We start from the raw sequence: 22,170 nt of genomic DNA, 5'->3' as shown, positions 1-22,170 counted from the left end.
GTGCGACCGTATTCAGGACGCCGCCATGTTGTACTCTTCATAGGAGGCTGGGTCCTTCTCGGTACGCTGGCACTTTTTGCGGCGCAAGCAGCAAGCGTCTAGAGAGGACAATTTCACCTGATCGGACGCTGAAACGAGCGTCGCTAGAACGCCCAGACAGATGCCGAAGGCGCAACGCGAAGAAAGCAATGGACCGGCAATCTACTAGCAAGTCATCTGTCGACTGAAACGTTGTCGTGCAGGAGCACCTTGTCGATCAATGATGCAAATACAAGCGCTTTCGCTGAGCCTTGGGATGCCTTGAGGACGACGAGGCCCACAATCCGCCATACGTGAAACCGTAGCCCGACAGCTTTGATCCGGGTACTAACGTATTCCAGTCTGACAACCCCTCTGCTTGCAGCTTCGGATGGAACAGTCCAAAAGTTTCTGCATGCGCACCTGCCCCTTTGCGATCCCCTGCGGCTTGCGTCGCGTTCTTGTCAGATGCGAACGACGCACCAGAAACCAAAGAAGCGATGAAAAGTGCAGCGGTCAATAGGCGTCTCATTTCGTCTCCTGCATTTGCCCTGCGTCTCTCATGTTAGGTCGACCAAATTGAACCCCCACGGTTCCCATCAAGGAGCAGGTCTTGCGCAGTACAGTGTCCGATCCGCTTTGCTGATCATCAATGACGCTACTGTCGAGTGCTACCCGCACGCGAGGTCCCGGCGCTTTGCAGGCCTGTGAGATCTTGCTCAGCGCAGCCTTAAGACCGGTTATTAACCTGGCCGCTACCTGGTCTCAAATGACAACCGTGCTCCTGCCTGCTCAACAGAGACGTGCTACGCTAACGCCTCACCTTATCGATGTGCGATACAGATCGCGAGCCGACTAGCATCCGTCATTGCCGGCAGAAACGTGGCACCCCTTCGGTGGCGTCCATTTTACGCAGCAACAATCGGCTTGTCAGCGTTATTAAAGTCATGGGTGTGAATGCGATCATCGCCAAAAATCTCGAAGATGCAGCAGCGTCTGGCCGTCATGCTAGCCCTCAGCCTGACCCTATGCGCTTGCTCCCGTGAGGACGGTCCCTTTGCCATGTCTCCGCTTTTATCGGCGCACACAGATGCGTCCGCCGCAACGGTGGCTACTTGCATCGAGTCTCGCTGGGCTGACGCGACACGCAGTGTGCGCATTGCCGTGGCGAAACATTCTATCCAACTGAGTGCGAAAACCTTCTTCGCCGGCGTCCGAATCGGTGCACGCTTAACAGAAGAGTCCGGTCACACAACAGTTGAGTATTTTGAAAGGCGGCTTGCCGATCGTCGCTATTTGGCTATGGTGCGGGCGTGCCTACATCCAGAAATGCCGGGCAGACCCTAGCAGAGTAACTCTGCATCCGCACCATGAGCCGCGCTTTACTGAATTCTACAAATAACTTACTCAACGGCACGCACCTTCAGAGCCAGCCGCCGCAATTGAATTTTATCCTCCTCAAGGTCGAGCGCAATCTCGGCTCGCTTCAGCGCGAGCGCAGCGTGACGCACGGCCGCCAACTCGAACGAAGTGTCCCCATTCCGAGCAAGCAACGCCAATGATTTCTGCAACCGGATGCCTACTTCCAGCATGCTTGCTGCGTCGCGGGACAAGGGACCGAAGAAGTCGTCGAAGAGATCAGCAAGGGATAGGCCGGGCACGAAAACTTGGTCGCAGCCCTGCAACGGCTCCTCATTTAACTCCGATCGCCGGTCCCACCGTGAAAGGATGCGTACCCCCCTGCCAATGACGTCGATCGCGGTGCCGGGATCATTGATAGCCGGAGAAAGCGCACGCGACGCAATCTCAGAAAGAACCGATATGCCGAAACGCGGATCCTGATCGAACGAGCGCCGCACGCCGACTGTGAACGCGGCCCGAATGGACTCGACATCCCCGCCATCCAATCTTTCGACGTGGGTCAGAACAGTGTGCTCATCGACGAAGCTTCCCGGAAGGACACGAAGGGCGATAGCGGTGGACAACGCTTGACTGATTTCACCGAGAGCCTTGATGTCAATATGCTCAATGTAACCGATCGAATTAGAATACACAGCGCGGCCGGATGTTAAAAACTCATCGCCCGGAAACGGACTGCCGCCCAGATAGGGATGCTTGAGTCGCTGATCAAGCGCGGCGATTGCCGCTGCCTCGACGCGATCGGACGTTTCACCAAGTCTGCCCAGACGGGCAAGATGGTCAATCCATCGTAGGAGTGTATAAACGATCAACACGATGACCGCAATTGTCACTGCGAACAACACGACCCGGCCGTTTCTGCCATAAAGGCCGGTACTTAAGGCGATGATGCCCACCAGGCTAAACAAGAACGAACCGATGAACGTGGCCAGGACATTCTGAGTCGTGGTGTCTTCAACAAGCAGTGGCGTGGCCCGGGGCGTCACATTTGTAGTCGCAGACCCATAGGCCGACACCATAATGTTCAGAGAGAATGTCGTCGCAGCCAGCATGCTTGAAGCGATGATGCCGAGAATATTGTCGACTGCATCGGCGCCGACGCGTGCGGAGAGGTCGTCTGGAATATAAGGCTTGACTGCCAGCGCTAGCAAAGCCGTTGCGACGCCCAACACCGAGAAAAGTCCTGTCCGGAACCACAATCGCTTGCTGATCCTTTTCAACACCCACTGCCATCGAGCGATCATAACGAGACACCCCTGAATTCTGCTTAACGGTAGGATATCCCGAAGGCCTGAGTCCTTTCCATCGGCGGAGTAAGTTCACACGAGATGTGAGGCGCGAGGTCGATATTCTCTGCTTCTCTGATGCAGCGACGACCGCGACGACCTTGTCGTTGAGCGGTACGTCGACTCGGCGCCCGATGCACCGCATCGCCGGTCGCTCCGGCCCTGCAACGCGACAGGTTCGGTACTGCCGTGATCGCGTCTTCGGCCGATTGGAAGCCCAACTCGTAGCCGATCACGAGCCGCTTTTCGATCGCCTTAGACAACATCAACGCCTCACGAGCAGATCGTCTATCGGCACTGAAAATAGAATGGCGTGACACAAGAATATCTTGAATGATTGACGTGAGAGACGATTTGAGATCGATGATTGTTGCGAGAACAGTCGGCCGCCGCACGAGAAGACGAAGGAGTCAAGGTCGCTTGCACCCGCGCCAAAACTCCTGATACGGGTAGCTTGCCGATCGCTCCGCAACATCTCGCTGTGCGTGGCCCTTGCGTCGCTGGTGAACATCAGTCGCCGCTCTCGGCGAGCGCGTTGCCTCGATCGGCGTCAAGAGCGATGGTGGGATTGGCTCGTCAGAACCTTCCATTCTTCAACCACCCTCCTCAATGGTGCGCTCCCATTGTTGCGCAGATACGCCGAGAGCATTTATTACGAAGGATTCCTCAGATGCACACGCCAGGTTCCGAGCTCCGCAGTACAGGTGCACCACCGGATTTCCAGGAAGCCAGACGCGAACTGAGTCGCCCGCCCCGGCCAGCGCATTTCGGCCCCACGCCACCCGGTAGGTCAACGTCTCGTAAAAGCGATTTACCTGGAATCGAGACTCGACAATTGCCTCACCGGCTCCGTTGTCACCTTCGAACAGCCGCAAATGCACGATGGCACCATTATTGGCCTTTCCTGTATAAATGACCGTATGGTCGTAGCCATCGGCGTGACAAACACTCGACAACAGTAGAGTCGAAATCGACAGTAGCGCGGAAGTTCTGACCATGCTTAAAAACTAGATTCACTACAAGCCACCGATCACGGCTCGTGTTCACGGGGATGAATGGCGGAAGGAGCAGAATAGCCCAGCGCTGTCAGCGCGCAGCTTCCGACGCCAAATCCCACTCGCTGCATATAGGTCGCGCCGGCACCGTACAAAGTTGCGTCATCCAGCGAGGCAGAACGGTCCGGACCGATTGCACTCGCCGGACGAGCGTGCTCGACAGTCACGAAAAGGTCGCGATGCTGAAGGTCGCATGTCGAAAAGTAACGTCGGCTTGCCGATGCTTGGTCATTCAGCTGCGCCACTTCGTCACAAGTCAATGCTCCGTGGATGAGTCCCGGGGCAGTGTTGGCGACTTCAACAAAGCCACACAAAGCGTCGACGATCCATAGCTTCGGCAACCAAGAAAGGTACTTCATCGAGATCCTCGCCAAAGCATTATCGGTCGTTTCCGCACGTATCGGGCGTTTTCCGCATCCATTAGGCTTCTATGCCGTGTACGACCGTGACGCACAATGTTGATATAGCACAGTGTGCCATATCTACCTGTACGGGTGATATTGGGGTTTGCTCCATCGCAGCTAGAAGTGGGAGATGTGAGGCGCACCGTCGTAGCTACGACACCAGCGGGACCTGATCACCCCTGCGAGCAGTTTTGTCAAGCGCGGCAGCGGTGCAACGGTCCGGAGGGCCTCGGCCTCGGCTCCACGCTCTTTCAGCGCCATCGCGCACCGGTGCAAGTTCCTCGGAGTCGCCTTACCTCTTTCTGCTATTCCAGTGGGAACCAGTGTCGGTGTTCCGGGGCGGCTCGAAACGGAATAGGTCGACAGAAATGTTGTCTTGAGCTCTCATGTTTCGACTGTTTGGCGAGCCCCAGCGACTGCGCCGCCGAACCTCCCGTCGGGAGGCCACTACTTATGAATCTCCGAGCGAAGCCGCTCGACCTGTCGGTCGGAGACCGGCGCCGCATGATTTCCCCATGTGCTCCGGATGAAGCTGATCACCTCCGCAATCTCGTGCGACGTCAGCTCGTGATGGAAGGCAGGCATTTTCTGCGCTTCGGGGCCGGTTTCGGTGGCAGGGCTTTTACTGCCTTCAATGACGATGCGCATGATTGAGGTCGGATCTTCAGCCAGAACGAGAGGGGCGCCGGCCAAGGCCGCCACTTTGCCTGGTTCGCCGCGCCCGTCGGGCTGATGGCAACGGGCGCAGAACGACAGGTATATACCTGCGCCAGGCCGTTCGTTTTCTCCAGTCTCAAGGCTGCGCGCAGTTTGTAGCTTGGCACGCGCGTCGTTGTCGTAGGCACCGTACGCTTGCTGCGGGGGGAGCGATTTGAGATACTCGCCAATGGCGTTAAGGTCCAAATCGGTAAGATACTGGGTACTGTCCTCCACGGCGGGCGCCATCGCGCCGAACGCGATCGTGCCAGCGCCGTGGCCCGTGCGCAAGAAGTTGACGATGTCTTGCCGTGACCAGCGCCCTAATCCGCTTCCCCGATCGCCGGTGAGGTTGGGTGCTAACCAATGGTCGACCACCCCACCGGTTAGGTATAACGGCGACGCCTCGCTATATCCGAGTTCGTTATACGCTGGGCCACGCGGCGTGTGACAGGCGCCGCAATGCCCGAGCCCTTGGACTAAGTACGCGCCGCGATTCCACTGAGCACTTTGTTTGGGATCAGGTGAAAACTCATCGCGGTTACCGAAAGCGAAAGTCCAGAACAGCATACCCCAGCGTTGATTGAACGGGAACGGCAAGTGCGTCCGCGGCGCGCGTTTCGCTGCGGGCGTCACGCCATGCATCAGGTACGCATACAGCGCCGTCACGTCAGCGTCGTTCATTTTCGCGAACGACGCGTACGGCATTGCTGGATAAAGGCGCTCTCCATCGCGGCGCTTGCCGTAGCGCAGGGCATCGGAAAATTCCTTCAACGAGTAGCGGCCGATGCCGAATGTGGGATCAGGCGTGATGTTACTCGCATAGATCGGGCCGAAAGGCGAGTTGACGGGCAGGCCTCCACCCAGCGGGGTATGGTCAGCCGCGTCGTGGCATGCGCTGCAGTCGCCCGCCTTTGCAAGATATTCGCCACGCGCAACGAGCTTCGGATCGCTAGTCGCGGGCGACTGCGCGGTAACGGCAGTCGGCAAATGATCATCAGCGCTTCCGCTACACGCGCCAACGGCGAGTGCCACAAGTAGCAACAGCAGGACGGTGGTCGGCTTCGAGCTTCTTGGCGCGTTCATATCAGTGCCATTGACTGCAAGAATCGAGGAACACTTCCGCGAGGATCGTGAACACTAGTCCCACCACAAATCCACAACCGATCAATGCGCTGCATAGAGCGATGAATCGTTTTCGACTAATCTCTTCCTGTTCGCGCCGCGGTTGCTCCTTCAGTTCGTTAGGATCGCCCTGCGCTCTGATACTGTTTTGCCTCGCGTGCAAGAGAGCGAAGCCGTACGTGGACAGTGCCGCGCATACGATCGAAATCGCAAGTGCCAGGGCCGATGTCGCGTACAACCATGTGTGCATATGGGTGACACCCGGCGACCGGAGCGGTGTTGTCATTGCATCGCACGTCTGCGCGGAAACGGTCTCAGAAACGATGACCTGCAAAAGCCATGCACCCGGTGAGATAAAGAATCCCGCACCTGCATAAATCCATAGGCGGCGTTTCTCCACCTGTGTCAGTCCTTCGTCTGTGGGGACGCGCGGATGCATCACTGACCCCTGAGCCAAATCGGCGTCACGTAGAGCGCGGTGAAAATGAACAGCCACACCACGTCGACAAAGTGCCAGTAAAGGCCGCCGATGCGCATCGGCGCATTGCGCGCTTCGTCGAAATAGCCCAACGCGATCCATATTGCCAACAAGATCAGGATTACCAGTCCCACTAGAACGTGCGCCAAGTGAAAGCCGGTGATGGTGAAGTACAGCGAACCGTAGAGGTGCGCAGTCAATCCATACGGATGGTTGTGCCATTCCTTCAGTTGTACGCCGACGAAAAGAGTCCCGAGTACGATTGCGACCAGCAACCATGCGAAAGCCCACCATCGCTTGTTCTTCTTGAGCGTGCGCTCGGAGAACCACGTGAACACGCTGCTCAAGACAAGCACGCCGGTACTCAGCGCGCCAACGCCGATCTTCGGTATGCCCTCGGGGGGCCATGGCAGCTGCGTTTGGGATTGCGAGTAAAAGTAACTAAAGAGCAGATAACCGAAGAGGCTTGCCTCTGTGGCGACAAGCGCGAGAACACCCCACCACCCGCCGGAGTGTTCGCCGGCGCTGCCCACGGGAAGTGCATCGTCCTTTAGCGCACTCGGCGCCGCAGTCACCTGTTTGGGCGTGGGCGGTTCGCGCTGCGCCAATGACCGACGCGGCCACATCCACGCGATCAGCGTCGCGCCGCTCGCGGCGAAAGAGATGATCGTGAATGAAGGTGAACGCAGCAGCAATGCGAGGAACATGAATGCGGCGAAGACGCCAAGGAGGAAAGGGGACCATGCGTCATCCGGCATCTTCAAGATGACGTCTGGCTTGCCGCTGAACGGATGGACGCCCAACGCCTCCCGGCCGTGATGCAGCAGGTACCCTTCCTTCAGATGCGAACGCCGGCCCGTCGGTTGAATTCGATCTTCCCACATGGGATGGCGTGATTCAATGATCGGAAGCACGGCGAAGTTATAGGGCGGCGGCGGCGACGAGACGGACCACTCAAGACCTGAGGCGTCCCACGGGTTGGGCGGGGCTTTACTTCCGCGGCGGGCTGAGAGCAACGCATTGATGGCAAATAGCACAATGCCTATACCGAGCAAAAATGAGCCAATGGTCGTGACGAGATTGGATGTGTCCCACCCCATTCCTTCGGGATAGGTATAGACGCGTCGGGGCATGCCAAGCAAACCCGATATGTGCATCGGGAAAAAGCCCACGTTAAAGCCAATGAATACGATCCAAAAGGCGATCTTCCCGAATCGCTCATTCATGAGGCGCCCGGTGAATTTGGGGAACCAGTAGGTAATGCCACCGAGCACGGGGAAGACATTGATACCGAGCAAGACGTAGTGCAAGTGCGCCACAATGAAGTACGTTTCGTTCAGCTGCCAGTCGAGCGGCACGGCGGCAGTCATCACGCCGGAGACACCACCTATCACGAACATCAGGACAAAGCTCGCGAAGTAAAGAAATGGGACCGTAAAAACTGGGCGGCCCATCCATATCGTCGCGATCCACGCGAACACCGCCACCGCACTCGGAATCGAAATGAGCACGCTTGCCGCGCCGAAGAACGCCAGTGCGAGCGGCGCGATGCCTGTCGCAAACATGTGATGAATCCACACCTCGAAGCCGATTATCATCGTGGCGACTGTTGACATTGCCACGGCGGCGTACGCAACCAGCGGCCGCCTGCAAAAGGTTGGCAATGCATCGGAGACGATGCCCATCGCTGGGAGCACGACGACGTACACCCAAGGGTGCGCGAACATCCAGAACAAGTGCTGCCAAAGGAGCGGTCGGCCGTCGGCGGCGACGTCAAAGAAGTGCGTGCCGACATTGCGATCCATCCACAGCAATAGAAATGCAAGACTCACGGACGGCACGGCGAAAAGATTGGCAAACGAGATCGTGAGCGTTCCCCACACGATGATCGGCAGGCGATCAACTGACATGCCGACCGCACGCATGCGAAAGAGTGTAACCACGAAGTTCACCGCGCCTACCGTCGTCGATATGCCTAGCAGGACCATACCGAGCGAGTACACATCGATATTGGGTCCGCGGTTATATTCGAGCGAGGAGAACGGCACGTAGTTGAACCACCCCGCATTCGGAGCCTCGCCGAACGGAAAGCTGCAATAGAGGAAAAGTCCCGCAAACAAGAACAACCAGTAGGACAGCGCGTTCAGGCGCGGGAACGCCATGTCACGTGAACCGAGCATGAGCGGCCAGAGGAAGTTAGCGAAGCCGCTCAGCACCGGCAGGGCGTAAAGAAATATCATCGTCACGCCGTGCATAGTGAAAAGCTGCGCATACTGTTCAGGCGACAGGAGCGTCTCGTTCGGTCGCGCCAGTTGCAGGCGCATCAGCAAGGCCTCGACCCCACCGATAAGAAGAAAGGCAAAAGCTGTAACGATGTACCGCAAGCCGATTTTCTTATGATCCACCGTCGTAAAAAATCCGCGCCAGCCAGACTCGCCTTCCCAAATTTCACGCAGACGTTTTTCCGCGTCCGAACCCTCGGGCACGCTGCCGTATTCCGGTTCTCGCCGGAAAGCCACCCGCCCCGACTGCACCACGCTGCGATCACTCGTCGCGGACATCGTTATTCCTTACCTGAGAGTAGCGAGATAGGCCGAAAGATCGCCCGCTTCCGCAGGCGAAAGCTTCATGTCCGGCATGAGCGCACCGGGCTTGATTTCCTGCACGTGCTGCACCCACTGCATCAAACTTTCCGGCGAATTAGCGACCGTACCGGCGGCGATCAATCGGCGGGACCGCACATGTGTGAGATCGGGCGCTTGTACGCCAGCGGAACGGGTGCCACGAACCGTATGGCAGCCCGCGCAACGCTTCTCAAACAGCGTGGCTCCCCTCGCCGCTTGAGCATTGGCTGGGACGGGCGCCGGCATTCGCTGCGCTGCTATCCAATGCTCAAAGTCCGTGTGCGGCTGGGCGTACACTTCGAAGGCCATATGCGCGTGCTGCAGGCCGCAGTACTGGGTACATTGCCCTCGGAATACGCCGGGGCGGTCCGCCTGAATCCACTGACGGTTGGTCACGCCAGGTATGGCTTGCGTCTTGCCTGATAGCTCGGGCACCCAGAAGGCGTGGATGACGTCCGCGCTTTTCAGCAGGATGAGCACCGGCACGCCCACTGGAATATGCAGTTCGTTCGCGCTCGAGAAATGACTTGGACCATCGCCGTAGTCGACTTTCCACCACCAGTCGTAAGCCGTGACAGTGACAGTCATCGCCGGTTCGTTCGGTGGTTGGGCGACACGTGCGAGCACGACGAGCATATACACCGTAATGCCTAGGAGGGCGACTGTGGAGATTGCCGTGCCAACATAAACGAAGCTCGTGCCTCCTTCGGTGCTCAGCGACCTTGGATCTTCAGGCTTACGGCGCCGAAACATCCCGATGATCAGCATAACGGTAATGATCGCGCACACGGCGGTGCAGATGGCCGCGAGTATCCATCCTAGGTAAAGGACCGGCTCGGTCGCAGGACCTTTGCTGTGAAGGAAGTAAGCGAGGGGTGTTTGTGTGCCGGCAAGGGACGTCGCCACATGGGCCGTCGCGTCAAATCCCGCCCGAGCCTTGTCGTGAGCTAGCGCAATCGTCAGCGCCAATCCACAACGGGCGGACCGAGCAGTGAGGCGAGGTGCGCTGCTCACATCTTCTCCTTCACGCCACGCTTGATCAGCCAGTAATTGACCGGATAGGTCGTGACGAAACCTGCGACCATTGCCACTTGCATGCGCACCCAATATGCAGCGCTCGTCGGCTCCAGCGACGCGGCCCATTCGGAGAAAGCAATCATGCAACCGAACATACCGATTTCGTAAGCGAGCAGGGAAAGCGTATCTGCCTTGACAGCCGCAACGATGCCGTCGCGCAGTCCCAAGCTACGCATCGGTGCAATAGAGAAATACTGGAAAGCGATGCCAAGCAGGTAGGCGAGCGCGAAGGCCAACGCTAGTTTCCCAGCCAACGCGGAGCCGGCAATAGTCACTGCGAACCCAAACGCGAGCCATTCGCCTATGAAGTCGCCCAGGGCACATCCGGCGCCACAGTGGGTCGCGCCGAGAAAGGTGGCCTGCCACATCGGAGGTTCAGCTTTCTCAGCACCCGGCGTTGACCGCCCAAACCAAAAATAAAAGATCAGGCCAACAGGACCCCAGTAAAGCATCGTCAACGGCCAGACGACGGACATAATGACCATCGGCTGCCGGTGTCCGCCTAGCCATACGTCGAAAGCGACGATAATGGCCGATAGCACGGATAGCGCAAGCCATATCGACGCCGCGGCGGGCGATCCGTATATTGGCATCGAAGGTTCTCCCGTGCACATGAGACCAGACGAAGGTGACGCTAAGGTCTCCAACGCTCGCTTGCCCTGCACACCCAACGGGTCCGCATCAGGGTGCAAACACGCAGCAAGCGGTGTTCCGCGTACGTAGTCTTGGAAGCCATAGGGAGCCGGCGGGGGCGGCCGTGCAAGGCGGTAGGCTCGCTACATGTCACATCGTGCCGCTTTCACTTGCGCTCTTAAGCGGTATGCTCGATAAAGGTCGGGCTCTGCTAACATGTGGCCAGTTGAACGACCGGGAGCCATTGTTTCCGCCATCTCGAAACGAGACTTACCCTCATGAATCAGCGAAAGAGTCGCGCTCAGGGCGGCCTTCTTACCAAACGAGACCTCGAGTCGATGTCCAATTTCCGGTATCAGCTCCGGAAATTTCTCCGATACTCCGAGGAGATCACTCACGCAGCCGGCATTACACCGCTCCAGTATCAACTGCTTCTGCATGTGCAAGGCATTCCGGGAAAGAGCTGGGCGACTGTTGGCGAGATTGCGGAACGCCTCCAAGCAGCGCCCAACGGCACCGCAGCGCTAGTCAATCGATGCGAGGCAGCGGGACTCGTGCTTCGCAAGCCCGGTGAAGCCGACCGGCGGCTAGTTGAAGTTCACCTCACACCGAAAGGCGAACGCTGCCTGCTGGAGCTGGCCTCCTTGCATTTCGCCGAGTACCGCGCGTTTGGCTGGTTAGCCAGCAGCGTCGAGGCACAGGGGTAGGCCCGCTCAAGGCTCGGGGCGTCTCCGGCGATCCTTTACGGCCCCTCGGGCCACCATCAGCCTGCCGACTCATACCTTTGAGCGAGCGCTTCATAAAGCGGCGGAGCAAAAAACTTCGAGACCTGGCTAGATATCAACGCAGTTGCCATCAGAGAGATGACCAGTGCGTGGCCATTAATCATCTCGATAACGATGATAAATGCAGTGATCGGGCTCTGTGTAACGGCAGCCAGATAACCCACCATGCCCAAAGCCACTAGCATCGGCAGCTGCATCTGTCCGAAAAGCAGATGCAGTGCATTGCCAATCCCGGCGCCGATAGCAAGCGATGGAGCGAAGAGTCCGCCTGGAGCGCCAGGCAGGTAGGAACCGATCATCGAAGCCATTTTGAGGATCGGATACTCGACGCCCAACTGCACCCTCCCCTCGAGCATGCCGCGTGCTTCCGCATAACCACTGCCAAAGGTATGGTTCGCTGTTGCGACGCCGATGACCGCAATGACCAGGCCGCAAAGCCCCCCGAGGAGCACAGGGTAGCTTGCCCGCCAGGCGAGGAGCGCCTCGGGCATCCACCGGCGCGTATTGAGCAATAGCCAACAGAAGACGCCACCCAAGACACCGGCGAGCACGCCGATGAGAACCACCGCCGCGGCTAGCAGATCCGGAAAGTGGCTACCCACATCGATCGAGCCGAAATACGTATAGTTGCCCTGCAGCCCAAGGGACACGATGCCGGCAAAAATGATTGCGGTAATCAAGACGCCGCTGGTGCGCTGCTCGAAGCTGCGCGTGAGCTCTTCAATGGCAAAAACAACCCCGGCAAGGGGTGCATTGAACGCGGCAGAGAGCCCTGCGGCGGCGCCTGCGAGCGCCAGCCTGCGCTCAAGACTTGCCCCGCCCATGCGTCGCAGGCGCGCCGGATAGAGGCATCGAAGCGTGAACATCAGTGAAGCACCCACGTGAATAGTCGGCCCCTCACGTCCGATCGTGAGCCCACCCAGAATCGAGAGAAACGACACGGCGATCTTGCCGACGAGGATGCGAAGATTGAGCAGGCGCGGACCCATCTCACGCCCTGCGTGAAGTGTGGCGATCACCTGAGGAATTCCGCTACCTTCGGCGCCTTGGAACCACTTACGCGTGATCCAGACCCCCGTAGCAGCCATCGTTGGCGTCAATACGAGCGGCAGCCACCAGAATTGCTGCGTATAACGCAGAAATGTGTCGTAGCCGAAATCGATCACGCGCGCATAGAGCACAGCGAGCAGCCCCGTCGCTACCGCTCCGAGCCAGAACACCCCGTAGTGGAGCCAGAGTCGCCTGCCGTGCAGTATCGTTCTTCGGTCTATCCAGCGCGGGAATTTCATTGCAACCTGCGGTTTGAGATTCTGCGCAGATTGTGACACAAATGGCCTTCTCACGACACCGCGCGAACCACGGCCCCGTTACAACACGATATGTCACAACATGCCTGATTTACAAACGTTTGGAAGTTTTGCAAAGGCGTCGCCGGACACATTAACGATCGCCGCGTCAGGTGGATCGACGTTACTCGTGAGCCGGTCATCAAGCTTTCTCGAATGAGAGGGAAAAATGCTCGCGCGGTGACGCGCGACGGCATAGGTATTGCGTCAAAGAGACCGTCGTGCCTACGCTCTCTGATCGTTATGCAGTTGTAGGCCAATTACCGAGGCGATTTTTGGAGAAAGCGATGGCTGCGACTGTGGGCGACTTCCTTGTCGATCGTTTGCATGCCTGGGGCGTGCGTCGCATTTACGGTTATCCCGGCGACGGCATCAACGGCGTATTCGGCGCGCTCAGTCGCGCTAAAGGCAAGATCGAATTCATTCAGGCGCGTCATGAAGAGATGGCTGCATTCATGGCGTCGGCGCATGCGAAGTTCACGGGTGAACTGGGCGTGTGCATCGCGACATCGGGTCCGGGCGCGGCGCATCTCGTCACCGGTCTCTACGATGCGCGTCTCGATCACATGCCCGTCCTCGCCATCGCGGGCCAGCAGGCGCGCGCGGCATTGGGCGGACACTATCAGCAGGAAGTCGATCTGCCCGCGATGTTTAAGGACGTCGCCGGCGCCTTCGTTCAACAGGCGAGCGTGCCCTCGCAGATTCGTCACCTCGTCGATCGCGCGGTGCGCATCGCGCTATCGGAGCGCAAGGTAACGGCGCTCGTACTGCCCAACGACCTGCAGGACCTCGATTACGAGCCGCCAGGCCGCAAGCACGGCACGCTGCATTCGGGCGTCGGGTATCGCGCGCCGAAGACCGTGCCGCAGGACGACGACCTGCAACGCGCCGCTGACGTGCTCAACGACGGCAAGAAGGTCGCGATACTCGTCGGGGCGGGCGCGCTGCACGCAACAGATGAAGTCATCGCGATAGCAGAAAAGCTCGGCGCGGGCGTCGCGAAGGCGCTGCTCGGCAAGGCTGTGCTACCCGACGACCTGCCCTTCGTCACCGGTTCTATCGGTCTGCTCGGCACCGAGCCGAGCTACAAGATGATGACCGAATGCGACACGCTGCTCATGATCGGCTCGGGCTTTCCCTATTCCGAATTCCTGCCGAAGGAAGGCGCGGCGCGCGGCGTGCAGATCGACATCAAGGCGGACATGCTGTCGATCCGCTATCCGATGGAGGTCAATCTCGTCGGCGACAGCGCGGAGACCTTGCGCGCGCTCCTGCCGCTTCTGCAACAGAAGACCGATCACGCGTGGCGCGAGGACATCGAAAGCTGGATCGGCGACTGGTGGAAGAAGCTGGAAAAGCGCGCGATAGAGCCCGCGAAAGGCGGCGTGAATCCGCAGCGCACGGTATGGGAGTTGTCGCCGCGCGTGCCCGCGAACGCGATCGTCACGAGCGATTCCGGTTCGGTCGCGAACTGGTATGCACGCGATCTGAAGATCAAGCGCGGCATGAAGTGTTCGCTCTCGGGCGGTCTCGCTTCGATGGGCGCGGCCGTGCCTTACGCGATTGCGGCGAAGTTCGCGTATCCGGAGCGGCCGGTGATCGCGCTCGTCGGCGATGGCGCGATGCAGATGAACAACATGGCCGAGCTCATCACGGTCGCGAAGTACTGGAAGCAATGGTCGGATCCGCGCTGGATCTGCATGGTCCTCAACAACGAAGACCTGAATCAGGTCACGTGGGAACAGCGCGTGATGGAAGGCGATCCGAAGTTCGAGGCATCGCAGGACATTCCGTCGGTGCCTTATCACAAGTTCGCGGAACTGATCGGGCTGAAGGGCTTTTATGTCGACGATGACGAACGCATGGCCGCCGTGTGGGACGAAGCGCTCGCGGCGGACCGTCCCGTCGTGATCGAAGTGAAGGCCGATCCGAACGTGCCGCCGCTGCCGCCGCATATCACGATCGCGCAGGCGAAGGCGTTCGCGACCACGCTCATGAAGGGCGATCCGAGCCAGAGCCATGTGATCGTCGATACGGCGAAGCAGGTGCTGAGCGCCGTGCTGCCGGGCCACAAGGAAAAGTGATCGTTCATGCATCTGTCCAAGCGCGAGGCGCCGATCGAAACGATTCGAACGCGCGCCTACACCATTCCCACCGACAAGCCCGAAGCTGACGGCACCTTCGCATGGAATTCGACGACGCTCGTCATCGTCGAGATTGTCGCGGCGGGCAAGACAGGCATCGGCTATACGTACAGCGATGCGAGCGTCGCGAAGTTCATTGAGGCGACGCTCGGCTCCCTGCTCATCGGCGAAGACGCCTGGAATATCGACGCGCTCTGGCTGCGCCTGCAACAGCGCGTGCGCAACATCGGCCGCTCGGGATTCGCGGCCACGGCGATCTCCGCGATCGATTGCGCGCTGTGGGACGCGAAGGCGCGTCTGCTCGACATGCCGCTCGCGCGGCTGCTCGGCATCGTGCGCGCGCGCGTGCCGCTCTATGGCAGCGGCGGCTTCACGACCTATACCGACGACGACATGCGCGATCAGCTCGCGCATTGGGTACACGAAAACGGCTGTCGCTGGGTCAAGATCAAAATCGGCAGCGAACCTTCGCGCGATCCGGACCGCGTGCGTGTCGCGCGTGAAGTGATCGGCCGCGATGCGGGACTCTTCGTCGATGCGAATGGCGCGCTCGATCGAAAGCAGGCGCTCCATTACGCGGCCTTGTTCGCGGAACACGACGTCATGTGGTTCGAAGAGCCCGTTTCATCCGATGACATCGCCGGACTCGCATCGATAAGAAATGCGTTGCCCGCGCACATGGAACTCGCGGCGGGCGAATACGGCTACACGCTCGACGACTTCCGCGCGCTGCTCGCGAATCAAGCGATCGATGTGCTGCAGGCCGACGTCACGCGTTGCGGCGGCATCACCGGATTTCTGCGCGTCGCGGCACTGTGCGATGCGTTTCATGTGCCGCTCTCCGCGCATTGCGCGCCCGCGATGCATTTGCATGTCGCGTGCGCCGCGCCTCGCTTGCGGCATCAGGAATGGTTTCACGATCACGTCCGCATCGAGCAGATGCTGTTCGACGGCGCGCCCCGCGCGATCGATGGCGCCATTGCGCCGGACCTCTCTCGGCCCGGCTGCGGACTCGATTTCAAACACGCGGACGCGCAACGCTTCGCCGCGTAGACGACAACGGAATGATCGATGAAGCACATCACGTCAGGGAACATCGCGATTGCCTGCGGCATCGCCGCTGCGGGCGCGGCCTTGATCGGCAGAAAAACGCGCACGCATGAAACGCCGATGGAGACGCATATCGATACGGCGCGCACCTTCAATCGCAGCTCCGCGCTGCTCGCGCTTTCCGTGCTCGCGGATAGCGCGATGGAGCACTACCGCGGCTCCTTCGACAACCCCGCGATGTTCACGCCGCTCGTCGCCTCCACTCTCTCCCTGCTGGCGGGCCTGCACGGCGGACGCGATCACGAGACGCAGCGCCATCTGGTACGCGATTCGGTCTATCTCGGCGCGGCGCTCGCGGGCGTGGCTGGCACCGGATTTCATCTCTACAACATCACGAAGCGTCCCGGTGGATGGAGCTGGCATAACCTCTTCTATGCCGCCCCGATCGGCGCCCCAATGGCCTTGCTGCTTTCGGGCGCGCTGGGTGCCGTCGCCGAAAGACTGCGCGACGAGCCCGCGCATGAGCCACGAATGTTCGGCATGCCGGCGGGACAGGCGCTCGCGCTGCTGACGAGCGCGGGCATCGCCGGCACGCTCGGCGAAGTCGCATTGCTGCATTTTCGCGGCGCGTTCCAGAATCCGGTGATGTATGCCCCCATCGTGATTCCGCCGGTGGCGTCCGCGTTGCTCGTGAACGCCGCGATCGCGGCACCGCGCGAGCGCTGGTTCACGCGGCTCTGGCTGCGCATGACGACGGCGCTCGGTTTCATCGGCGTGGGCTTTCATGCGCGCGGCATTGCGCGCAATCAGGGCGGCTGGCGCAACTGGAGCCAGAATCTCTTCAACGGTCCGCCCTTGCCCGCGCCGCCGAGCTTTTCGGCGCTCGCGCTCGCGGCCCTCGCCGCATTGCGCCTGCGGGAGACCGAGCGATGACGCTGCCTCGCTATCCCGGCTACGACGTCACGAAGAAACGCGATACGCCCTCATGGGACGACATCACGCGCAAGGTCATCGACGAACGTCTCGCGACGCCGGAAGAAGCGCGCTTCTTCGATGCCGTCGAATGGATCGCGTTGCGTGCGCTGTGCGCGTGCATCGTGCCGCAGGGCGACGAGCGCGAGCCCGTGCCATTGCCCGCATTGCTCGATGCCAAGCTCGTGAAAGACACCGGCGACGGATATCGCGATACGCGTCTTCCACCGATGCGCGAAGCATGGCGCATCGGCCTTGCCGCACTCGATGCCGAAAGCCGCGCGCGTCATGAACTGCCCTTTGCGAGCATCGGCAAGGAAGCGCAGAACGCGCTGCTGCGCGACATGCAGCAAGGCACGTTGAATCACGGTGCATGGCGCCGCATGCCGCCCGCGCTCTTCTTCTCGATGCGCGTGCTGCGCGACATCTGCGGTGCGTATTACTCGCATCCGCGCGCGTGGAGCGAGATCGGTTTCGGCGGACCGGCGAATCCGCGCGGCTATGTCCGCATGGTGTTCGATCGCCGCGATCCGTGGGACGCGGTCGAAGCGAAGCCCGGCGACGAAGCACGCGCCAAGAAGGAGAACCAGCGTGTCCGATGATCCGCAACATGCGCCGCGCGGCAAGCACGGACGCGCGCCCGATGTCTTCCATCATGGCGCGTGGCTGCCGATGCGCGAATACGACGAAGACGATGCGGTCGATTTCGCGATCGTCGGCACGGGCGCGGGCGGCGGCACGCTCGCATGCCGTCTCGCGGAGAAAGGCTTTCGCGTCGTCGCGTTCGATGCGGGCGCATGGTGGCGTCCCCTCGAAGAGTTCGCATCGGACGAGACGCATCAATCGAAACTCTTCTGGACCGACGAGCGCATCTGCGACGGCGACGATCCGCTCAAGCTCGGCAACAACAATAGCGGCAGGGCAGTTGGCGGCAGCACCGTGCACTTCGCGATGGTGTCGCTGCGCTTTCGTCCCGAGTGGTTCAAGTCGCGGACCTTGCTCGGTTATGGCGCGGACTGGCCGCTCGACTGGCGCGAGATGTGGCGCTACTACGCGCAAGTCGAGAATGCGCTGAAGATCGCGGGACCGGTCACGTATCCGTGGGGACCGAAAAGGCCGCGTTATCCGTATCGTCCGCATGAGCTGAACGCGGCTGCGCTCGTGCTCGCGCGCGGCTGCGAAGCGCTCGGCATCGACTGGACGCCGACGCCGCTCGCGACCGTATCCGCGCCGCGCGGCGAAGCGCATCCGTGCGTCTATCGCGGATTTTGCGTGTCGGGTTGCGCGACCAACGCGAAGCAAAGCGCGCTCGTCACATGGATACCGCGTGCAGTGCGCGCCGGTGCCGAGATTCGCGATCTCGCGATGGTCGGCCGCATCGTCATGGGCGACGATGGCCGCGCGACCGGCGTCGAATACTTCCGCGAAGGACGATGGCGCTTCCAGCGTGCGCGCAATGTCGTCGTCGCGGGCTATGCGATCGAAACGCCGCGTCTCTTGCTGATGTCCGCGACGGACCGCTATCGCGATGGCCTCGCGAACAGCTCCGGCCTCGTTGGAAAAAATCTGATGGTGCAGTTGAATCAGGCCGCGTGGGGCACGATGGAAGAAGAAGTGCGCTGGTACAAGGGGCCGCCGTCGCTTTCGATGACCGAGCACTGGAATTACGAAGACAAGGGCAAGGACTTCTTCGGCGGCTATTGCTACATGAGCCAGGGGCCGCTGCCGGTCGCATGGGCCGCCGTGCAGAACGGGCGCGGATTGTGGGGCCAGGCGCTCGTCGACGAGATGCGCAAGTACAACCATCAGGCGGGCTTGAAGATCGTCGGCGAAACGATGCCGCAGGAGCGCAACCGCGTGACGCTCGCCGACGAGAAGGATCAGTACGGCCTGCCGGTCGCGCGCGTCACCTATTCGCTATGCGACAACGACAGGCGTCTCGTGAAGCATTCGCTCGATTACATGAGCATGGCGCTCGATGCAGCCGGCGCGCGCGACGTATGGCGTCAGGACGACGATACGTGTCATCTGAACGGCACCGCGCGCATGGGCGACGATCCCGCGACGAGCGTCGTCGATGCGGACTGCCGGAGCTGGGACATCGAAAATCTGTGGATCTGCGACGGCTCTGTGTTTCCGACCGTCGGCGGTGTGAATCCTTCTCTCACCATTCAGGCGATCGCGATGCGTACCGCGGATCGCATCGAGGCGTTAGCGGCAAGGGGCGAACTCTAGGACGAGGTTATTATGAAGAAGGTAGTCGTTGTGACGGGGGCAGGCGCGGGAGTAGGACGAGCCTCGGCCGAAGAGTTCGCCCGTCATGGTTTCGATGTCGCGCTGCTGTCGCGCGACGCCGGGCGGCTCGAACGCGCAGCCAAGGAACTCCGCAACGCCTACGGCGTGCGCGCACTGCCCATTTCAACTGACGTGGCCGATGCAGGCGCGGTCGATGCCGCGGCAACAGAAGTTGAAGAGACACTCGGGCCGATAAGCGTCTGGGTGAACGTCGCGATGGCGACTGCCTTTGCGCCCGTGTCCTTGTTGACCCCCGAAGAAATCGAACGCGCCACCAAAGTCACCTATCTCGGACAGGTGCACGGCATGATGGCCGCACTTTCACGCATGCGTGTGCGCAATCGAGGCACGATCGTGAACGTCGGTTCTGCCCTAGGGTACAGGTCGGTTCCCCTTCAATCGGCCTACTGCGGCGCAAAATTCGCCATTCGCGGTTTCACCGATTCGTTACGATCTGAAATCATTCACGACCGGCTGAACGTTCATCTGACCATGGTCGACCTGCCTGCCGTGAACACTCCCCAGTTCGACTGGGCGCTCAACAAAATGGGCAAGCGTGCGCGGCCCGTCGCTCCTATTTTCCAGCCTGAAGTCGCCGCGCGCGCCATTTACTTCGCCGCGACTCACCGTCGGCGCGAGGTCTGGGTGGGCTTCCCGACAGTCAAGGCGATCCTCGCCAACCGTGTCGCGCCTGCGCTCATTGATCGCTATCTTGCGAAAAGCGGTTACAGCGGTCAGCTGACCGCCGAATCATTAGTGCCGGGTTCGCCCAACAATCTCTTCGAACCGGTACCTGGAGACTTCAGCGCACACGGACGCTTCGATGAGCAGGCCAAGCAGCAGAGCTGGGAAATGTTCACGGATCGCCATCGCACGTTGTTCTGGTCGCTTGCTTGCCTTGGCGCCGTGGGTTTGGTGAGTCTTTTGCGGCGCTCGGGGTCCTCGAAATGACCCGCCAGATCGAAGACTACGCACTGCTCGGCGACGGAAGCACGGCGGCCCTACTGAGCCGCGACGGCTCGATCGACTGGCTTTGCTGGCCGCGCTTTGATGACGATGCGTGCTTCGCAGCGTTACTTGGCACCCCCGAGAACGGCTCCTGGTCTCTAGCACCGGACGAGGCAGTGGTCCGGCGAGACCGCCGCTACCAGCCTGACACCGTCATCGTCGAAACCGACTTTGAAACGCTTGGCGGCCATGTCCGCATCATCGACTTCATGCCGGTCGGCAACTTCCCCAGTTCGGTAGTACGCATCGTCGTCGGATTGCGAGGGACCGTCACGATGCGTTCTACTTTGCGTCTGCGCTTCGACTATGGGCGCCTCTCGCCTTGGGCGGAGCGGATCGACCGTACACTACAGGCTAGCATCGGACCTGACCAGGTCGTCTTGCGCACCGATGTGCAACTGTCATTAGCCGACGACATCATCCAAGCTGTATTCGACGTTGCCGCCGGTGCCCGTATCGCTTTCGTCATGAGCTACGGTAGGTCGCATCAGCCGCTACCGCGCGCCGTCAATGCAGAGGCCGCGCTTCTCGATACGCAAACTTATTGGCGTGGCTGGATCGGCAAGTTCGATACCGCGCGCACCGAGTGGCCTGGCGCCGTGAAACGCTCGCTTCTCACCTTGAAAGCGTTGACTCACCATGGTACCGGCGCGATCGTTGCTGCGCCCACCACATCGCTACCTGAGGCGCCCGCGGCCGAACTCAACTGGGATTACCGATATAGCTGGCTGCGAGATACAAGCTTTGCCATGGTCGCGCTCCTGAATGCCGGCTTCGATGCAGAGGCATACGCGTGGCGCAATTGGGTATTGCGCACCATTGCCGGCTCGCCGGAGCACATCCAGGTCCTGTACCGCGTCGATGGTGGGCGGCACGTGCATGAATGGAACGTTGACTGGCTACAGGGCTTCCGTTACGCCCGCCCCGTACGCATCGGCAATGCCGCTGCGGGTCAGCACCAGGTGGATGTCCTCGGCGAAGTCATAGACTGCCTCGACGTGGCACGTCGCGCGGGCATGCCGCCGTCAAGCCAGGATGATATTGTGCAACGGCGCATTGTCGAGCATCTTGAGTCCGTCTGGAACACACCCGGTTCGGGGATCTGGGAGTCGCGCGCCAAACCACGTCACTTCACCTACTCTCGGGTGATGGCATGGGTCGCGTTTGATCGGTTCGTCGAACATCGATCCTCGATCGAAGGCGTAGACGCCCATCTCATCGCGCGGTTCACCGCATTGCGTGAGACCATCCACGCGGAGATCTGCCGTGAAGGCTGGAACGACGGACTCGGCGCCTTCACCCAGTTCTACGGAGGTGAGGAGTTGGATGCAAGTCTGCTTTTGATGCCGCTCGTCGGCTTCCTACCTGCCGACGATGCTCGCATGGCCTCGACCATCGAAAGAATTCGCTGTGACTTGGATGAGAAGGGTTTGATACGTCGGCACAAGAAGTTTCCGGCCGAAGCGAACGAAGGCGCTTTTTTGGCGTGTTCGTGTTGGATGGCCGATTGTCTGCAAATGCAAGGGCGCACAGCGCAAGCTAAGATGCAGTTCGAACGCGTACTCTCCGTTGCAAACGATCTTGGCCTACTTTCAGAGCAGTACAACGTCCCGAGCAGGCAACTCGCTGGAAACTTCCCACAAGCCCTCACACACCTCGCTATCGTCAACACTGCGTTAGGACTCTGCGGGCCGACTTTGCAACGAGGTGGCGGCTAAGAGAGAACATTCATCGGTGCAAGCCGCTTTCACATTA

18 protein-coding genes are annotated in these 22,170 nt (G+C 60.1%); 8 read left to right on the top strand and 10 right to left on the bottom strand.

All coding sequences use genetic code 11. From position 1 onward, the window contains the following. Positions 1–256: 256 nt before the first annotated feature. From BG60_RS38500 to BG60_RS33045, 9 genes are all read right to left on the bottom strand, one after another. Complete coding sequence (locus BG60_RS38500) at positions 257–550, bottom strand: hypothetical protein (protein ID WP_144403854.1); 294 nt, start codon at positions 548–550, stop codon at positions 257–259. Positions 551–1,421: 871 nt separating this feature from the next. Further along, entirely contained in the window at positions 1,422–2,681 is a 1,260-nt protein-coding gene (locus BG60_RS33070; RefSeq protein WP_034474147.1) for a DUF2254 domain-containing protein, read from the bottom strand. Positions 2,682–3,316: 635 nt separating this feature from the next. Beyond that, entirely contained in the window at positions 3,317–3,721 is a 405-nt protein-coding gene (locus BG60_RS38495) for a hypothetical protein (protein ID WP_144403855.1), read from the bottom strand. A 32-nt stretch (positions 3,722–3,753) separates the two neighbouring features. Beyond that, positions 3,754–4,137 carry a hypothetical protein gene (locus BG60_RS38490; protein WP_144403856.1) on the bottom strand — a complete coding sequence of 128 codons (384 nt, stop codon included), beginning with the start codon at positions 4,135–4,137 and terminating at the stop codon, positions 3,754–3,756. Between the two features lie 492 nt (positions 4,138–4,629). Next, on the bottom strand, positions 4,630–5,964 hold the full coding sequence (locus BG60_RS33065; protein ID WP_008344641.1) for a c-type cytochrome: 1,335 nt from the start codon (positions 5,962–5,964) through the stop codon (positions 4,630–4,632). 1 nt (position 5,965) lies between these two features. Beyond that, entirely contained in the window at positions 5,966–6,403 is a 438-nt protein-coding gene (locus tag BG60_RS33060; RefSeq protein WP_235366357.1) for a hypothetical protein, read from the bottom strand. Positions 6,404–6,441: 38 nt separating this feature from the next. After that, positions 6,442–9,042: a cytochrome c oxidase subunit I gene (ctaD, locus tag BG60_RS33055; RefSeq protein WP_008344643.1), complete on the bottom strand. Its 2,601-nt coding sequence runs from the start codon at positions 9,040–9,042 to the stop codon at positions 6,442–6,444. A gap of 9 nt (positions 9,043–9,051) precedes the next feature. Then, positions 9,052–10,119, bottom strand: coding sequence for a cytochrome c oxidase subunit II (coxB, locus tag BG60_RS33050; RefSeq protein ID WP_008344644.1), 1,068 nt, complete (start codon positions 10,117–10,119; stop codon positions 9,052–9,054). Then, positions 10,116–10,775, bottom strand: a complete 660-nt coding sequence (locus BG60_RS33045) for a DUF4396 domain-containing protein (protein WP_008344645.1) — start codon at positions 10,773–10,775, stop codon at positions 10,116–10,118. Before BG60_RS33045 ends, coxB begins: the two co-directional genes overlap by 4 nt. Positions 10,776–11,093: 318 nt before the next feature. On the opposite strand from BG60_RS33045, the gene BG60_RS33040 reads away from it, so the two are divergent. Continuing rightward, positions 11,094–11,522, top strand: coding sequence for a MarR family winged helix-turn-helix transcriptional regulator (locus BG60_RS33040; RefSeq protein WP_008344646.1), 429 nt, complete (start codon positions 11,094–11,096; stop codon positions 11,520–11,522). Positions 11,523–11,578: 56 nt separating this feature from the next. Here the strand turns inward: BG60_RS33040 and BG60_RS33035 are convergent, their stop codons facing one another. After that, positions 11,579–12,889 carry a chloride channel protein gene (locus BG60_RS33035; RefSeq protein WP_008344647.1) on the bottom strand — a complete coding sequence of 437 codons (1,311 nt, stop codon included), beginning with the start codon at positions 12,887–12,889 and terminating at the stop codon, positions 11,579–11,581. 344 nt (positions 12,890–13,233) lie between these two features. Here BG60_RS33035 and BG60_RS33030 point away from each other — a divergent pair, with 344 nt between their 5' ends. Genes BG60_RS33030 through BG60_RS33000 form a run of 7 tightly spaced genes read left to right on the top strand, consistent with a single transcriptional unit; the run spans position 13,234 to position 22,133 of the window. Next, positions 13,234–15,030, top strand: coding sequence for a thiamine pyrophosphate-requiring protein (locus BG60_RS33030; protein ID WP_008344648.1), 1,797 nt, complete (start codon positions 13,234–13,236; stop codon positions 15,028–15,030). Positions 15,031–15,036: 6 nt separating this feature from the next. Further along, complete coding sequence (locus tag BG60_RS33025; protein WP_008344649.1) at positions 15,037–16,143, top strand: enolase C-terminal domain-like protein; 1,107 nt, start codon at positions 15,037–15,039, stop codon at positions 16,141–16,143. A gap of 18 nt (positions 16,144–16,161) precedes the next feature. Next, positions 16,162–17,073, top strand: a complete 912-nt coding sequence (locus BG60_RS33020; RefSeq protein WP_008344650.1) for a hypothetical protein — start codon at positions 16,162–16,164, stop codon at positions 17,071–17,073. After that, positions 17,070–17,714 carry a gluconate 2-dehydrogenase subunit 3 family protein gene (locus BG60_RS33015; protein ID WP_008344651.1) on the top strand — a complete coding sequence of 215 codons (645 nt, stop codon included), beginning with the start codon at positions 17,070–17,072 and terminating at the stop codon, positions 17,712–17,714. Before BG60_RS33020 ends, BG60_RS33015 begins: the two co-directional genes overlap by 4 nt. Then, positions 17,704–19,347, top strand: coding sequence for a GMC family oxidoreductase (locus BG60_RS33010; RefSeq protein WP_008344652.1), 1,644 nt, complete (start codon positions 17,704–17,706; stop codon positions 19,345–19,347). Before BG60_RS33015 ends, BG60_RS33010 begins: the two co-directional genes overlap by 11 nt. A gap of 12 nt (positions 19,348–19,359) precedes the next feature. Next, positions 19,360–20,358 (top strand): SDR family oxidoreductase, encoded by a 999-nt coding sequence (locus BG60_RS33005; RefSeq protein ID WP_008344653.1) that lies wholly within the window; start codon positions 19,360–19,362, stop codon positions 20,356–20,358. Continuing rightward, on the top strand, positions 20,355–22,133 hold the full coding sequence (locus tag BG60_RS33000) for a glycoside hydrolase family 15 protein (RefSeq protein ID WP_008344654.1): 1,779 nt from the start codon (positions 20,355–20,357) through the stop codon (positions 22,131–22,133). Before BG60_RS33005 ends, BG60_RS33000 begins: the two co-directional genes overlap by 4 nt. Positions 22,134–22,170 lie beyond the last annotated feature (37 nt).

Origin of the sequence: Caballeronia zhejiangensis, assembly GCF_000698575.1 — a bacterium.
Lineage (GTDB): Bacteria > Pseudomonadota > Gammaproteobacteria > Burkholderiales > Burkholderiaceae > Caballeronia > Caballeronia zhejiangensis.
This window is presented reverse-complemented; position numbering and strand designations above follow the sequence as displayed.